We start from the raw sequence: 17221 nt of genomic DNA, 5'->3' as shown, positions 1-17221 counted from the left end.
TGTGATCGTAGGTGATCCGACAAATTCTGTGCGAATTTTGTTTGCATTGATAACTCGACATGAAATTACTTACAACCTTTAAGAATAGTTTATGAATTAGATAATGACTCTGCTCCAGTATATTACCCATTTTTTGTATTATTGAGGTCTGCGCGTTAGAGCAAACAAGACGCAGGGTGTTTTTCGATTTAAATCGAGTTTGATTATTTTAGTATATAAATACCGCGAAATTTGAACTCCCTACCATCCGATATTCAACAGGATATCACCCGGATTGATAAAATATCTGTTGTCCCTACCATCCTGGAAATGATTTGCCGTACCACTAACATGGGCTTTGCAGCCGTGGCGAGGGTAAGCGATTCATATTGGGTAGCTTGCAGCGTGCGGGATGAGATCGGCTTCGGACTCAAACCCGGCGGCGAATTGAAACTCGAAACAACGATCTGTGATGAGATCAGGCAAAGCGGCAATGGGGTGTTCATTGATCATGTTGCAGAGGATGAACACTTTTGTAGTCATCATACGCCTGCCATGTATGGCTTTCAAAGCTATATCTCTATCCCAATCATCCGGAGAGATGGAAGTTTTTTCGGCACCCTTTGCGCAATAGACCCACAGCCGGCAAAAGTGAATAATCCGGATGTAATTAATATGTTCAGGATGTATTCGGAACTAATTTCCTTTCATCTGGATGCACTCGAACAGCTCGAGCAGTCGGAGCAAAGACTGAAAGAAGAGCATTATATCGCTGAACTCCGTGAACAATTTATTGCCATTTTGGGCCACGATCTAAAAAATCCCATTGGTGCAATCGCAAACAGTGCGCAGCTTTTGATGCGGCTCAATGGGGATGAGAAATCGCTGCGGCTTGCAAACATCATAGCCGATAGTTCTTTCCGTATGAGCGGACTGGTGGAAAATCTACTTGATTTCGCACGGGGAAGGCTGGGCGAGGGAATTCAATTAAAGCTCAGCGAGGAGCAACAGGCGCACGTTTTCCTTCATCAGATTATTTCGGAACTGCAAAGCATCTGGCCGGAGTCGACCATCGAAGCAAGGTTCGATGTCAGTCACCCGGTAACCATGGACAGTAAGCGAATTTCCCAGCTTTTTTCTAACCTGCTGGCGAATGCCTTGAGTTACGGTAAGCCGGGGCATCCGGTGATAGCCAGGGCATATTCGTGTCCCGATTACTTTACCCTGGACGTTTCCAATGCTGGCGAAAAAATTTCTGATTCTTCGATGCCCTTACTATTTCACCCTTTTTCGAGGGGTAAGGTGCAGCATGGAAAAGAAGGTTTAGGATTAGGATTATTTATCGCTTCCGAGATTGCAAAAGCGCATGGAGGTAAATTAACAGTCACCTCTACTGATGAGGAGACTACCTTCTCTTTTCATATGCCTTTAAAGTAATATCGCTATTCTGGGCGGCATCCAGCCCGGAGTTGTCGTACAGCTAACGCTAACCGCAGCTTCACTTCCGCAACCGGCAAAGAAAACCGGGTAGAAATTTCTTCAACACTGAAACCTTGAAAATAGATGAGGTTGAGCATCATCCTGTATTTAGGCTCTATGGAATCGGCCAGTTTCCGTTCTCCATTCTTGTCATGTGTCACTCCGGCCGCATGAACAACCCGCAGGCTTACTGTTCCCGGCTTATCTTTATGCATATGTTGCTCTTCCTGTATTTACTGATCCTCTAATTCGGTGGAGGCAACCATCCGCGCAATGGAAACCATCCAGGTGAATAAGTGCAATTTTGCGGGGTCATATTGCTCGATAGTTTCCCAGGTTCGTTCCAGGCTAAGCTGTAAAACTTTTTCAGCCCCGAAATCATCCTGCACAATACGCCGGATTATCCCATACAGTGCCGCAGAGTAGGTTTGCTGCAGCAATTCCATAGCATGAACATCACGCTTTCGCAAAGCACCAACAAGCTCATTTTCGAATTCGCGGTCCTGGTTCAGGTTAATACCTCTTTGTATGTCAGGCTTTGGTGCAAATAAAGGAATCATTTTCTGGCTTCTTTATGCAGCAAACTTACGTGATGGGCGTGTCGCTGTATTTAGCGATTTCAAAATATTTAAATCACTTTTCAACAGTTTGAATAATTGCTTGTCGAAGCTTATCAGTAATTTCTCGGCGGTGGTTTTGGTCGGTTTCATATGCGGTTTATTTATACAATAGATACTTCAAAACCATGCCGGGCTTCTTTAAAGCCAAAACCCCTGAAATTAACCTGCTTTGTCTGCTGCTTAGTACATTCGAAAAGGATTGTGTTTATCAGACAGGGCAACATTTCTATTTTAAACTTTGAATATTGTTAAACACAATGGGTCTTGTTTTCTTTATTCAATTTGCTATACTACAACCAGCTACAAAGACGCGTTTCGAGTTGGGTTTGAACCTAAAAGGCCAGCCGGCTGAGGGCAAATAGAGGCTATTAGCACTCCGGGTGCCATGTGTTCACATAAGATCAATCTGACAGGAAGCGACGAAATTGATGCGGAGGTTGTCGAATGGCTAAAAAAGAGGTACGAACGAAGCTGAAGCAATTACCTGATTATCCGAAAATACTCAGCAGGATCAGCCAGGTACAAAATCCTACTGGTACAAGGATCGCCGCACTGACCAGGAAGGATTTGCCAGCTTCCGCTTTTCCAATCAAAAAAAAGAAGATGCCCGCTATCACATTCAGGAGCACCTGAATAGCAATGCACACGCCCATTCCAACGGCAATATTAAATCCCTTGTCGGCAATTGATGAACTTAAATTAATGAGCAGGCCATAAGCTGTAAATACAAGGAGATTGATACCTACTACTTTCTTGATCATAGCTTTTTTACAGTTAAAAATCTATCTGCAAAAGCTGTGCTAATAATTATAAAATGCGGGAAAGGCGAGAAGTGCCAGGGATTTTACCGGTAATCATATTTGTATTGTTGGTCACAGAGCCGCACTCTCTTTATAAAGTAATTATGAATGGACCGGGTACCTATTACTTTTTTACTGGCGGACTAAATAAAACACAATTCTGAGAGACAAATTAAACATCTTCAACAACCAATTCGAAGTAGACATTCAATTGGAACAGTAGGCGAAATGATTAGTAAACGAAAACCATGGGGATTGGGATTTGGAGTTATCAATCATTTATTTACGGTGTGATGCTCATCAAAACAAAAGCACGATAAATCATAAATATCGTGTGAGTACCGGGCTAATCATCGATATGATGGTGAAATAAATGATCTGTACTAAAATTCCCTTAAATATGGTTCGCCACTTCGGTTCCTGGAAAAACTGCCTGTATGCAACAATAGAATAAATTATATTGATCAGGATATAACCATACATTATTGGGACCACTTGTGAAGGTATTAGCAGGTAGAGGGGTATAATGAATATTAAAAAGATGGTGGTATAACCACAGGTCACAAAAACCTCGAGAACCAAATTTTCCGCATAATTGAATTTTTGCTTCCTGAAGAACCTCCAGGTCAATAGGGAAATTACTGGTAAAAACAGGAAATTTATGAGCTTCGAGTGATCCATAGCTTTTTTCGTACTGGTCTCTGCCTCATCCATCTTCTTTTCCACTGTTCTAATCTCAGCATCGGCCTTATTTTTATCGGCCCTGGAAGCAGTACTGCTCGATTTAATATAGCCGGTAGTTATTTCTTTAACCCGTTGGGTGAAATGCCCATAGATATTTGTCTTATTGCTGACATACACCATCAGGGCAATCAGTATAATGAGCAGTGTAAAGGGATTGAAATAGCGTTTTCGCATCCCCGAAATATATTCATATGCTACCCGCCCCGGCACATATAAGAGCTTCCTGAGTAGAAGCAATGCACCACTGTCAAAGTGGGTAACGTTGTGAATTACTTCATGTACAATGTTTCCCAAGGTCAGGCGATGTACGCTGGCACTTTGAGAACAGTTTGGGCAGTATTTTCCGGTAAATTCAGAGTGGCAATTTTTGCAGGTTGTCATGTTAATAGTAATTCATTTCAGTCATATAAAATAGACCGACGGTATGGATACGGGCTAACAGCCTAACTGCTAAGATATGGCAAATGAAAATGTCAAGTGTGCCGAAATAACTTTTTTTATTTCAAATTATACAAAGGAAATCTGGATAAGTAAAATTTTTTCAAGCCCATTTTGCTGATGGCTTTTAGGGTTTTTCTAAGATTTACTAAATTGTACCTAAATATTTTGAGATGAAAAAAATCTTCATTTTACTTCTAATTTCTTTTTTGACATGCGATCTATTCGCTCAACAGCGATACAATGTCGTCTTCATTTTGGCAGACGATCATAGATATGATGCCATGGGATTTATGGATAAGTTTAAAGGTCTCAAAACCCCAAATATGGACATGCTTGCCGCAAATGGCGCACATATAAAGAACGCGTTTGTTGCAACAGCTTTGTGTTCGCCTTCGCGGGCTACCATACTAACAGGACTGTACCCTCACGCTCATACCGTGGTTGATAATCAATCGCCGGTTCCAGATAATTTACGTTTTTTCCCGGAGTATATGCAGCAGCAAGGTTACCAAACAGGCTTTTTTGGCAAATGGCACATGGGCAGTGATGGTGCCGAAAAACAGCGGGGCTTTGACCAGTGGGTCAGCTTCCGGGGGCAGGGGGTGTATTATAATCCAACCTTATCGGTTAACGGGAAGGCGGTTTCGTATAAAGACAGTTCGTATGTTAGTGACCTGCTAACTGATTATGCATTGGAATTCATGACCAAAAGGAAGCGCGACAAACCGTTCTTCGTTTATCTTTCTCACAAAGGGGTGCACCTTGATTTTGTTCCTGCCAAACGCCACAAGGGAATGTATGAAAATCTGACATTTAATGCACCACCCTCCATGTTTAATACGGCTACTGATAGCTCCGACTACATAGACCTCTGGAAAGAAAAAAGCAATCCCAAGATCCAGGGAGGCTATCCGGTAAATCACAACGATATTCCCAAATGGGTCCGTAACCAGCGCGATTCTTATCACGGTGTTGATAAGATGTATTATGGTACGCCGAAATTTCTTCCTTTCTACCGGGATTATCTCGAAACGCTGATGGGAGTTGACGAGAGCGTCGGGCGTGTGATAGATTATCTCAAAAAGAATAACCTGCTTCAAAACACCGTGGTTTTCTATATGGGAGACAATGGTTTCAGTTTTGGAGAACATGGCTTAATAGATAAGCGCCACGCTTACGAGGAATCTATGCGGGTACCGCTACTGGTTTACGCTCCGTCCTTTATTGAACCTGGGACTAAGGTTGACCAGGTTGTTCAAAATGTTGACATAGCCCCAACCATTTTAGACATAGCCAGAGTGCCTAAGCCTGGCAATTTCCAGGGCAGTTCATTTTTACCATTGCTTAAAAAGCAGAGTATACCCTGGCGCGATCGGGCCTTTTATGAGTACTACTGGGAATATGCCTATCCTCAAACCCCATCAATGTTTGCCGTTCGTTCAGACCGATATAAATACATATTCAACTATGGTAACTGGGAGATAAATGAATTATATGACCTGAAAGCCGATCCATACGAGATGAATAACCTTATCAGGAAACCGGAGCATGCTCAACTCGCGCTCGGGTTTAGAAAGGAAATATTTGACTGGCTGGAAAAGACTGGTGGCTTGCAGATTCCCCTGCGGCCATTAAAGGATCAGCCAAGGATAGATCATTTGTATAAGGATACCTACTGATTGTAAGGACGTAACCACGGAGTATACCTTTTTCCTATTGTTTCGGCCGGTACGTCAGAAAGGGCGGAGGCAGCTCATTTTTTCGAACATTATTTCAAAATCTCTGGGACTCTTTCCTTGTTCTCCAGAAGCTGATCAATAAGGTCATTGACAAAAGGCAAAAGCTCTCGCTTCAGCATAGCTAAATCGAAGTCCCCCTTATTCAAATCCCGCGCTAATGCTTGCAGTTGGGTAATAAAAATGGGCAGCAGCGTCTCCTTTTCAGAGAATTTCACGTCGTCTGCCATGAAGTCCAGGTGATGTTTGAAAACGCGGGCATTTCCTACCTTAATGAGCATCCTGAGATAAGAAGGAATATAGCGGGTCTTGTAGAAGTTCTGGCGCTCGCCGCAGTATCTTTTGCAATAGGGGAGGTCCTTTATATCGCCAACCTGTGCAAATACTTCTGTTATAGCTATATCGAGGTCACTTTTAGATGTTTCAGCCCTGAATTTAGCAACTTTGTACGCCTTTTCTATATCCAGTTTTGCAAGCGCCTTTAAACCAGCTGCTGCCTCCTTCGCATTTTTCAAGAGGGACGAATTAAAGAACAAGTCGTAGTGAGCCTGAGTGTCTATCTCAGAGAGTTTTTCCAATGCTAACATCCGCATTTGAACCTTTTCATCTTCTTTCGCTAAACGAGCCAACTCCATCTCAATTTCTGCAGTCACCTTTTTGTAATCAAAATTCTCCACGGCAAATTCCCTGATCATAGAGCAGGGGTCCTTCATCGCATCCAGCATGATGTATGAAGGGACAAGCCCGCCCGACAGCATTGCCAGATTTTTTATTGCCGACAGTCTTGAGTGATAATCGCTTGACGTGTAAAATTCGTTCAGATTATCAGAGGATTCCTTAGTATGGAGTTTAAGGACCTTGTAAGTATTGCGGGTAATGGGTCTGATCGAATTTTCCTGATTATGGTTTAACTGCATAACATTTAAATTTGAAGTCAATGAGCTCATAGGGACTGGTATGGGGCAAAATTACTTATACGGATATCCTATACTATCGACACAAATCACCATTTATAGAGCTAAGGACGAGAGATTCGAATATCCCTGTTACATTAATAAAAAATATCATCAAAGATACCGCTGTGCTTCCAGCGCTACTATCACCCAAGTCGGGGGGTTTTTGAAAATTTTAATTAAATCTGCAATACTTCTGTTACAAATCCTCTCAATTTAAAGCTTCACAGAGTGGAACAATAGGGACATTAATAGGCATTATTGTGAAAAAAGGTGATTTGGGTATATCATTGATTAAGATGCTATCCTTTATACAAGCTAAATTTGTCCGCCCGGCCATTCGGCAGAAAGCATTTCACATTAATCGTTGTTAGATTTACATGATTGGTTGTTTATTGTCGTTTTTAACTATATTATGTATCGTCAAACTTCTTCAATGAAGTTCCCTTCATCCTGAATGTCTACAACAGCAGTAAAATATATTCTGGCAATATTTCTGGTAATTGCTTTTCGATACCAGGGCTTCTGCCAGAAAATGATATTTAATCACTATGAGGTCGGGGATGGCCTGGTCCAATCGCAGGTTAACCAGATTTCGCAGGATTCCACCGGAACGCTTTGGATCACTACCCTTGGCGGGATAAGCCGCTTTAATGGAACAGCTTTTTCCAGTCTGACTAAAAAGGACGGACTATTAAATAACAGAGCCTTTGCAGCTATAGCCGACAAAAAGAAGAATATCTGGATAAGTACTGCCGGGGGCATTTCAATTCTTCGCGATCGACATCTTAAAAACTTAAGAGTTCCCAGGTTTCATAATGAATGGATGTGGGATATGGTGTGCGACAGTAAAAACCGGATCTGGGGAGTGGCAAGAGGGTCATTGTTTATGATCACTGATACCCTGATTACCCAGATAATCACTATTAACGGCAGACAGCCCCAAATTGAGTCAATTCAAACTGATAGCGAAGGGACACTATGGGTGAGCATCCGCAAGGAGGGTCTCTATTCATTCAAAGATAGGTGGATTAAAGAAGTCGACTTCTCATTCCTCAAGGAAGATGAGACTATCCGGAGTTTTTTTGTAGACCCATTGCGCAAAGTTTCGATGGTAACTGGTTCTGCTCTTTATCTTTTTGATGAGCAGGGCATTAGGGCTATCCATAGTGAATATTTCAAAAACATTACCGAGGATTTGTATTCGGTGTTGGTGGATTATAATGGATATACTTGGATAGGGTCCAGTAAAGGCGCTTTCAGAGTGTCGGAACGATCTCAGGAGCATTTCACCGCAAAAAATGGCTTGACAGATGCCCCTATCTACGGCCTGTTCATGGATTTTGAAAAAAATCTCTGGCTGGGTACCAACGGTTACGGCTTATTCCGATTCAGTAACGATGATTTGAAAGTTATTGATACCGACTTCGGTCTGGTAGACAATGTAGTTACGGCTCTTGAGACGGATAGTAAGGGTAAAATATGGATCGGCACCGCCGGAGCAGTTTATGTATTGGAGAACGGGAAATTGCAAAGGCTTAATCATCCATGGCCTGCGAGTCAGGTACTAACCATTTACCGGGATAAAACCAGCAGGATCTGGATTGCAACAAGTGCCGGCCTGGGATATTTTTTGGGCGGTACCTTTAAGATCATTGATAATATACCTAACGTATTATCCATTGCTGAATCCGATGTACACGGAATATTGATTGGGGCGCGGACAAAATTATACTCGTATCATAAGGGGCATCTTCAGGAGATACCACACTTCAGTGATATGCCCATTTCCTTCTGTCAGATAGATAATGGGAAAATTCTAATCGGCACTACTAACGGAATTCAAATGTTATCCGGGCAGAGTCTGACGAAGCCTTATGAGTCGCTTCCATTTTCTCATTCGCAAATTGTTTCGCTGGTCAAATACCAAAATCTGATGCTTGTCGGTACCAGTGACCAGGGAATATTCTTATGGGATATGAAAACTGGTAAAGTGGCTAACTGTACAGTGGTCGATGGGCTGCTTTCGGATGTAATCTACAGCCTAAAAGAAGATAAATATGGCGTGGTCTGGGCTGGAACGGGCAGAGGTGTGAACAAGATTAAGATAAATACCGAAAGATTCAAATTCCAGGTATTTCCGGCTTCAGAAGGCGGTACCCCAGCGGTAGAATGTAACACGATGGCATTAATATTCAATGGTGGTGAAGTCTGGTTTGGTACTACAAAGGGTATCTATATATATAATATTAAATCCGTTACGGCACCTGTTTTCGCACCTAAGCTACAGATCACCAACACCCAGCTTATTAATATTATAAATGGCAAGGCCACGTTAACTAATGTTTCAAAAGATCACAGGCATAAATTCAATCCAGATGAAAATAATTTAAATATAAGCTATCAAGCAGTTTATTTGAGCGACCCGGAGAACGTCAATTACCAGCATCGGTTGGTCGGACTTGAGAGTGCTTATTCTCCTCCTGGCAGAAATACAAATGTTTCTTACAGTTCGTTGAGCCCGGGAGAATACGAGTTCCGGGTGATTGCTTATAGCCCCCGCGGAGTAAAGTCGAACACTGCAACCTTTGCATTTTACATTTCGCAGCCCTATTACGATACACTGTTATTCCGTTTATTTATTATTCTGCTGATGGGCATAACGTTTATCAGTATCAGGGAATACCTTGCTGCGCGCAAGCGTCAAAAAGTGCTGTTGCGGGAGCGGATCAAAGAAGAGGAGCAACTGAAAGTCCGCCAGCAGACTTCCGAAGATTTCCATGACGATCTCGGAAACAAACTTGCGCGGATCTCTGCCTTGTCAGATCTCCTTAGTCGCATGACTGCCGGGAAGGATGAAGCGGCGAAAGACGTTATCAGAAAAATAAAGCTCAATGCCGCTGAGCTTTACGAAGGTACTAAGCATATCATTTGGTCTATAAGTCCGGAGAGTGATAATTTTTATGAGATCGTTTTATTTATCAGGAATTATGCGACGTCTCTTCTTGAAGATACAACTATTGATTTCAAGGTATCCGGAGTATTTCATGAGCTAAACGAAATTCAGCTCCCATACCAATATTCCCGGCACCTCACGATGATCTTTAAAGAGGCATTGAACAACGTTTTAAAGCATTCGAAAGCTTCGAGTGTTGAGCTTGCGGTAAGCCAGCCTGACAATAATCGCATCGAGATCACTTTGTTCGATAACGGTATCGGTATTCAGGAAGACATCAAGAAGTACAGCAATGGCTTAAAGAATATGAAAACACGTGCGCAGAGGATAAATGGCGACCTCCAAATTGATTCGATTCCCGGCAAAGGCACCACGATAAAATTAACATTCTCACCTCTCGGAAAGCATGAAGGATAAAGATTTAATAAGGGTCACAATAATTGAGGATGACCACGTGCTACGTGAGACTTATGCTGCGCTAATTGATAGCGAACCCGGCTTTATAGTAGTATCTTCTTATAATTCATATGAGCAGTCGGCAGCTGAGATCGGTGCCGACGATCCTGACGTAATCTTGCTCGACATCGAGCTCCCAGGGCTGAGCGGAATTGAAGCTGTAACACATTTGAAACAGCTAACACCCCGCAGCCAAATTGTTATGCTGACCGTTCATCAGTTTGAAGAGGGTGTTTTAAAAGCCTTGTCTAATGGTGCTATTGGATATCTCACTAAAGATATTTCAATAGAAAAAATGCTCAGCTCTATCAGGACTGTCGTTAGTGGAGGTGTGCCATTAAGTGATAACATTGCGCGAATGGTCATTCAAACTTTTCATAAGAATCCCAACTCTCCGCTGTCAGAACGACAAACTGAAATTCTTAAGCTGATGTCGCAGGGGAAAGGGCGTGGTGAGATAGCGAATGAACTGAATATTGATGGTGAAACGGTTAAGTCACATGTGAAGAATATTTATCTGAAGCTGGAGGTAGGGTCTAAAGTTGAGGCTATCCAGAAAGCAAAGGCACTAAAGCTCTTATAATAAATTTTTGTAACGAAAATATTGCCCTACTATTTCTTTTTAAGTTAAAAACCCCCCGACCTGGGGGATAGTACACCTAAGCGTTCCTCAATACCTTTGTTTATCAATTACTGATAGAATGGGGAGAATGGATAATTTAGTAAGGCTTGGTGTTCGTTATCCTGTATTTAAAGCGAAAAATACAAATATCGCTGTGCAGATCTACAGCCAGCTTTTCGGATTAGAAAATACAACAAGCGTCGAAATGTTCGACGCATTGGTAATCAAAAACTCTCACGCCAGCGACAACGGATTTGTTCTTGTCCGGAACAGTCCAACCCTGTCCTATTCCTTCCTTACAACAAGTAACTGCATCCATCACACACTGAGACTAAAGAATTCAGGCTTCAGCTGTACTGAGCCCCCAATCTCCACCACGCTGGGCTTAGCCTCAAAGTTTCAGGATGAACTAGGAAACGTAATAATACTGCTTGAAGAACGCGAATACTCATAGAATATGAAACAGGTCAGAGTTTTAGAGACAAATAGTGCGCTGATGTCTCACGTCATTACAGATGAAGGGTACCAGGAAACTATTTCCGGATTCTCGATTCATACCGTCTTTAACGGAAATAAAGAGTATCTCCTGGGACGTCGGAATGTGACCATTTATCCAGGTGATTTTCTGGTATTAAATAACGGTAGCTCCCGATCTGGGACCTTTGATTCCAAATCGCCCGTTAATGCTTTTTCTATTCAGTTTAACCCTGGCTTTTTGAGCGACTACCGTTCAGTGCTTGTTAACCGTACTGAAAAGCTGCTTGACAATCTGGACCTCAGAAAGGACGGACAGCAATGGTGCCCGGAAAATATTTACCCGTTTAAGGGTGATATGAAGTATAATATCATGCATTTAAAGAACTACATGGATAATGAACTGGAGGACGACCTGCTGCTCCAGGAGCATTTATTCAGATGCCTGATCGATTTCTCTAAGGTATACCACAATGAGGTACTGATGAAGGCTGAAAAACTCAAGTTCTCAAGCCTCTCTACCCGAAAGGAAGTTTACCGGAGACTGGCCATCGCCCGCGACTATATCCTGAGCAATTATAACAAAGCACTCACGCTGTCAGAGATCGCGAACGCAGCTTGCCTTTCCGTTAATCATTTGCTCCGAACATTCAAAGATGCCTTTAACCAGACTCCCTTTCAGTTCCTGACCAGGATCCGGCTTGAACGTGCACAGTTTATGCTTAAAACCAGTTCATCAAGTGTGCGGAACATTAGCATGGAAGTAGGCTTTGGATGCTCCAGCGCATTTATCAGGGCTTACAAGCGCACATACAGCACTACCCCAACAGAATTGCTTAGGGCTTGAGGTCTAGGTTATAGGTTGTAAGTTATAAGTTGTAAGTTATAAGTGGAAGCATACCTCGTTGGTTATACGTGAAAGCGTAACCGTTATTTATACGTTATATGGGAAAGCGTACCTAACGGTTAAACCTCTATCAATTACCGCTTCCTTATCCGCCCAATTCTAAAACGTAATCCCCCTTCCTCCGCCCAGACTTATAACTTACAACCTAAAACTTACTACTCCACACCCGCCCATACGTATAACGTATAACGTACAACGTACTACTCCTTCCCCCGCCCAGACGTATAACTTTAAACGAACAACTCCCCAATAGGTGATCTGGGTATATACTTCCGGATAGAGAACTGCTACTATTGCCGATTGATAACCATAACCAATTTATTATGAAAGTAAAACTACTCATGTTATTATTATTGGGGGTCTTAATCTCCCAATTCACGATTGCTCAAACCAGGGCAATCTCAGGTACTGTTAAGGGAGATGATGGGCTGCCTTTACCAGGAGTTTCGATCCGTGTTAAGAATACCAGCGCCGGCACAACAACAAGCTCAACCGGCCAATACGTGTTACAAGTTCCCCGGGGAGCCAGCCAGCTGGAGTTTAGCTATGTAAGCTACAAAACGCAGCTTATTACAATAGGTAGCTCGGATGTAATCAATGTAACGCTTGTTACTGATCTGACCATGCTCAACGAAATCGTTGTGACAGCAGGGGGTGTAAAAAGAAACAAAGCTGATTTGGGTTATTCAGTGGCAACAGTTTCCAGTGAAGAGCTGATTACCGGAAGAACTTCCAATCCGGTTAACGCTTTGGCTGGTAAAGTAGCCGGTGTAAGAGTAGCGTCTACAAGTGGAAGTGTGGGCTCGTCTTCAAGTATTTTTATCAGAGGCTTTACAACGTTTACCGGTTCAAATCAGCCCTTATTCGTTGTTGATGGCGTGCCAATTGACAACACCGGAGGTTTAAACAGTATAAATTCAGGTGTAACAAATTCGAACAGAGCTATTGATATTAACCAGGACGACATTGAAAATATGTCTATTCTGAAAGGTCCGGCCGCTGCTGCCTTATATGGCTCGAGAGGCTCAAATGGTGTTATTCTCATCACTACTAAAAAAGGCAAAACTGGGGCTAAGAACAGCGTTGAGTATAATTCTTCTTTCAACCTGGTAGAACCAAATGTGCTGCCTGATTATCAAAATACTTACGCGCAGGGCACGGGCGGGACTTATAGTGCGAATTCGATTTTATCCTGGGGTCCGGAAATTAAGGGCCAGGCAGTAACTAATTTTTTAGGCACAACTGAAAATTTGACTGTATATCCGAATAACGTTGAAGATATATTCAGACAGGGTCATAACCTGCAAAATAACGTGAGTTTTCAGGGCGGAACCGATAGGTCTAATTACAGATTATCATACGGTAACTTACAGGAAAAAGGCTATTTGACCAATAATGACCTGAAAAGAAACAATTTTACCCTGAATGCAAGTTCACAGGTTGCTCCGAAGTTTTTAGTCGGGGTATCTGCCCAATATGTCCTTTCGAATTCTTCGAGATCACAATTCGGTAATCAAACCTCTAACCCTTTTTTCAGGGCTTATTTCCTGCCTCGTTCTTATGATCTGAAGAATTATCCTACGGAAACCGCCGATGGTTCTCCTATATACTTTGACGCTACAGACAATCCAATCTGGACCTTGAAAAATAACACCTATGATGATGTTGTCAACAGGGTAATTGGGAATGCTAATTTCAAATATGATGTGCTGCCATGGATGAGTCTTAACTACAGGTTGGGTGTGGACTCTTACGGTCTGGATGCCCTGTCGTACGACCAGATAGGAGCCAGAGGTAACGGTAGTACATCTGCTTCCTCGACCGGCGGAATCTTGAATGAAGCGTTAAATTCACGGGACATCAATTCCTATTTCCAGATTATTGGAAGCAGGAATATCACCAAGGATTTAAGAGCTGATTTTAATATCGGTAACGAAATTGTAGAAAGGAACTATAGCTATACCTCAACCACAGGTAAATCATTATCTATAAGAGACCTGAAAAACGTTTCCAATGCAGCAACAATTACTGCGTCAAACAGTAAAAGCCAAACCCGCTTGATTGGCTTATTTGGGGAGCTGAACTTTGGGTATAAGGGTTTTGCAAATCTTAGTTTTACAGGAAGGAATGATTATTCATCGACATTCGGTGCAGCAAATAATTCATACTTCTATCCTTCAGTTGCCGGTAGCTTTACAGCCACCGAAGCTTTCCCGGGTCTTAAAAATAATATTCTGAGCTTTTTGAAAGTTTCTGCAAACTATGCGAAGGTTGGTAAAGAGGCAGGCGCCTATGCTACGAATACTGTGTTTGTGCAGGCGAGCGCATCTGATGGGTTTGGACCTGCGATCGCCTTCCCGTATAACAGCTTGAACGGACGAAGTTTGAGTAATATCCAGCGGGATCCAAATTTGAAACCGGAGTTTACCGCCTCCAAAGAAATAGGACTTGAAATAAGGTTCTTAAAAGACAGGTTGGCTATTGAGGCAAACGCTTACAGAACATCATCTACTGACCTTATTTTTGAGGTTCCTGTCGGTCCTTCAACAGGATTCCAGTCACAGAACAGAAATGCCGGCACATTAAAGCAAAAAGGCTTCGAGCTGATGCTGTCAGGAACTCCATTGAAAACGCAGAATGGTGCATGGACAGTTTCTGCAAACTGGTCTAAAATTACGCCGACTGTCGAGTCATTAGCACCTGGAGTAGCCTTTATCCAATTGGGTGGTTTCGTATCTCCCGGAACACGTTTATACGCGGGTCAGCCTTATGGCTTATTATTTGGCTCCAAGTTTAACCGTGCGCCGGATGGTAAATTACTCATTGGAGCAAACGGATTAACATCCTTAAGTCCGACATTGGGTGCTATCGGTAATACAAACCCTGACTGGACTGCCGGTATCACGAACAATATCAGGATCAAAAACTTCAATACCAGTTTCCTGCTGGATATACGTAAAGGGGGAGATATCTATTCAAGGAATATAGGTGACATTTATAGAACGGGTGTAGCAAAAGAAACTGCAGAATTCGCCCGTCTTGATGCTGCCGGTGTACAAACTAAACCTTATGTAATTGAAGGAACTCTTGCCAACGGACAGCCGAATACTACACCAGTTACGGCACAGGCATATTGGGATAACTTATATGCATTCGGTCTCGGAGAATCATACGTTTTTGATGGCTCATGGTTCAGAGTAAGAGAAGTATCTGTTTCGTATACACTACCTGCTAAATTGCTCCAAAAAACGCCAGTAGGTAAACTGGAAATTGGTGTGAATGGAAGAAACCTATATCTGTATGCGCCTAACTTCCCTCATTTCGATCCCGAAACTGCCGCGCAAGGTGTTAGTAATTCTCAAGGGTTTACATCAAATGATTTGCCTCAGGCAAGAAATTATGGTTTCTTCCTTAGAGCTACACTATAATTAACTGAAAAATATGAAGAAGATTAAAAATATAATAATAGGGTCGATGGCAATGGTTTTGCTGTCAGTGACCTCCTGTGAGAAATATCTGGATATAAATACGAATCCAAACTCACCGACCTTTGCTCCAATCCAACAGGTGTTAACAAATGTAACTGTCAATGTTGGTTTCAACAACGGGAGTGACCTCCACAGGTTTACAGCTACAACTATACAGCAGTTGGATGGTCAGAATGCGCCTGGCACACAGTCGAGAGAATACACCAGGTATCAGATTCAGCCTACGGATCTAAATACAATGTACAGCCGGATGTTCGCAACCATATTACAGGATATTGAGTATGTCCTAAAAAACAGTGCCGGAAGTCCTCATTACACCGGGGTTGCGAAAATATTGAAAGCCTATGTATACTCTCAGGGAGTTGATCTTTTCGGAGATCTACCGTACTCTGAGGCTCACAAGGCACCTGAAATCAATCAGCCGAAACTTGACAATGACGAGGATATCTACAAAGCGATCATCGTTTTGCTCACAGAGGGGGCAGCTGACGTTAAGGCTACCACATCTGCCTTATCGCCTGGTACAAACGAAACGATTTTCAAAGGAGACAGGGTTAAATGGGAGAAATTTGCAAATACATTGAAATTAAGGTTATTTCTGCGTTATTCAGCAAAGGACGCGGCTTTCGCAAAGGCACAACTAGATGCGTTAATTGCGAGTAATGCGCCGTTCATGACCTCAAACGCTGATAATTTCCAAATGGATTTTGTCGACGCAGCATCTTCATATAATCCAATTCACCAATATGAGATTTCGAGGTCTGACCAATATTTCCCAAGTAAGTACTTTGTCGATCTGTTGAATTCTAAATCAGATCCGCGGAGACCAAGTTATTTTACAGAATATCCATTTGGCTCAGGTCAATATAAAGGTTCTACGCCTTTGGACGCTCAATCTTATGCATATTCAAGGATGCACACTTTCTTAAGAGGCAACTTGAAATCAGCTTTGGTTCCTGATGCACAGGGGAGAATCCCGGCTAATACAACGAACAACAATGCCTATACAGGAGCAGGGCCGATAAGAATGCTGACTTTTGCCGAGTATAATTTCATCAGGGCAGAACATGCACTTAGATATGGCGCTGGCGCATCGGCGGCTCAGCCGTTCTTCGATGCTGGGATCAGGGCATCAATGACAATGGCTGGCGTGGCAGCTTCAGCTCAGGATGCGTATATATTGACCCAGGGGCAACTGAATGGTGCAAACCTGGAAGCCAATGTAGCTAAGATCATTACGGAAAAATACATTGCTAACTATGGAGTTGCTCTGGAGCCATGGAATGACTGGAGACGTACAGGATATCCGGTACTTACCCCTGTTGACGCTTCGATTCGCGCTGAACCTGAAATACCACGCTCGTTATTTTATCCGGAGAGTGAAACTTCTGCAAATCCGGCAAATTTCGTGCAAAAGCCAAATAGGTTAGCCAAAGTTTTCTGGGATACCAGGCCTTAATCTTAAAAAGGTTAAAACCTGAATTTACTGCCGGGTATGATCCGGCTCAGTGAATCCTTTTAAATAAAAAGGCCCATCGCGTAAAAGGCGGTGGGCCTTTAGAGATT

General features: G+C 42.6%; 14 protein-coding genes. 8 read left to right on the top strand and 6 right to left on the bottom strand.

Going from position 1 to position 17221, the window contains the following annotated elements:
* Positions 1 to 231: 231 nt before the first annotated feature.
* On the top strand, positions 232 to 1416 hold the full coding sequence (locus tag B5X60_RS08360; RefSeq protein WP_245803484.1) for a GAF domain-containing sensor histidine kinase: 1185 nt from the start codon (positions 232 to 234) through the stop codon (positions 1414 to 1416).
* 5 nt (positions 1417 to 1421) lie between these two features.
* Here the strand turns inward: B5X60_RS08360 and B5X60_RS08355 are convergent, their stop codons facing one another.
* The 5 genes from B5X60_RS08355 to B5X60_RS08340 all read right to left on the bottom strand — a co-directional run bounded on the left by B5X60_RS08355 (position 1422) and on the right by B5X60_RS08340 (position 4003).
* On the bottom strand, positions 1422 to 1673 hold the full coding sequence (locus B5X60_RS08355) for an RNA polymerase sigma factor (RefSeq protein ID WP_079702127.1): 252 nt from the start codon (positions 1671 to 1673) through the stop codon (positions 1422 to 1424).
* Positions 1674 to 1691: 18 nt separating this feature from the next.
* A complete protein-coding gene (locus tag B5X60_RS08350) occupies positions 1692 to 2018 on the bottom strand; it encodes a sigma factor (RefSeq protein WP_079702126.1) in 327 nt (108 codons plus the stop codon).
* 12 nt (positions 2019 to 2030) lie between these two features.
* A complete protein-coding gene (locus B5X60_RS18260; protein WP_170878408.1) occupies positions 2031 to 2168 on the bottom strand; it encodes a hypothetical protein in 138 nt (45 codons plus the stop codon).
* Between the two features lie 398 nt (positions 2169 to 2566).
* The gene (locus tag B5X60_RS08345; RefSeq protein WP_079702125.1) at positions 2567 to 2839 is read right to left on the bottom strand and encodes a hypothetical protein; all 273 of its coding nucleotides are present in this window, start codon (positions 2837 to 2839) and stop codon (positions 2567 to 2569) included.
* Positions 2840 to 3199: 360 nt separating this feature from the next.
* A complete protein-coding gene (locus B5X60_RS08340) occupies positions 3200 to 4003 on the bottom strand; it encodes a DUF3667 domain-containing protein (RefSeq protein WP_079702124.1) in 804 nt (267 codons plus the stop codon).
* Between the two features lie 230 nt (positions 4004 to 4233).
* On the opposite strand from B5X60_RS08340, the gene B5X60_RS08335 reads away from it, so the two are divergent.
* The gene (locus B5X60_RS08335) at positions 4234 to 5742 is read left to right on the top strand and encodes a sulfatase family protein (protein WP_079702123.1); all 1509 of its coding nucleotides are present in this window, start codon (positions 4234 to 4236) and stop codon (positions 5740 to 5742) included.
* Between the two features lie 89 nt (positions 5743 to 5831).
* Here the strand turns inward: B5X60_RS08335 and B5X60_RS08330 are convergent, their stop codons facing one another.
* Positions 5832 to 6716 (bottom strand): hypothetical protein, encoded by an 885-nt coding sequence (locus B5X60_RS08330; RefSeq protein WP_139377402.1) that lies wholly within the window; start codon positions 6714 to 6716, stop codon positions 5832 to 5834.
* 493 nt (positions 6717 to 7209) lie between these two features.
* On the opposite strand from B5X60_RS08330, the gene B5X60_RS08325 reads away from it, so the two are divergent.
* From B5X60_RS08325 to B5X60_RS08300, 6 genes are all read left to right on the top strand, one after another.
* On the top strand, positions 7210 to 10125 hold the full coding sequence (locus B5X60_RS08325) for a ligand-binding sensor domain-containing protein (RefSeq protein WP_079702121.1): 2916 nt from the start codon (positions 7210 to 7212) through the stop codon (positions 10123 to 10125).
* Positions 10115 to 10747, top strand: coding sequence for a response regulator (locus B5X60_RS08320; RefSeq protein WP_079702120.1), 633 nt, complete (start codon positions 10115 to 10117; stop codon positions 10745 to 10747). The genes B5X60_RS08325 and B5X60_RS08320 overlap by 11 nt, the downstream gene beginning before the upstream one ends.
* A gap of 127 nt (positions 10748 to 10874) precedes the next feature.
* A complete protein-coding gene (locus B5X60_RS08315) occupies positions 10875 to 11240 on the top strand; it encodes a hypothetical protein (RefSeq protein WP_079702119.1) in 366 nt (121 codons plus the stop codon).
* A 3-nt stretch (positions 11241 to 11243) separates the two neighbouring features.
* Entirely contained in the window at positions 11244 to 12107 is an 864-nt protein-coding gene (locus tag B5X60_RS08310; protein WP_079702118.1) for an AraC family transcriptional regulator, read from the top strand.
* 383 nt (positions 12108 to 12490) lie between these two features.
* Positions 12491 to 15595: a SusC/RagA family TonB-linked outer membrane protein gene (locus B5X60_RS08305; RefSeq protein ID WP_079702117.1), complete on the top strand. Its 3105-nt coding sequence runs from the start codon at positions 12491 to 12493 to the stop codon at positions 15593 to 15595.
* 13 nt (positions 15596 to 15608) lie between these two features.
* Entirely contained in the window at positions 15609 to 17114 is a 1506-nt protein-coding gene (locus B5X60_RS08300) for a SusD/RagB family nutrient-binding outer membrane lipoprotein (RefSeq protein WP_079702116.1), read from the top strand.
* The last annotated feature ends 107 nt before the right edge of the window (positions 17115 to 17221 follow it).

This window comes from Daejeonella lutea (genome assembly GCF_900168015.1).
GTDB classification, from domain to species: domain Bacteria; phylum Bacteroidota; class Bacteroidia; order Sphingobacteriales; family Sphingobacteriaceae; genus Daejeonella; species Daejeonella lutea.
The sequence above is the reverse complement of the archived record's forward strand: the minus strand, read 5'-3'. Positions and strand labels throughout refer to the sequence as shown.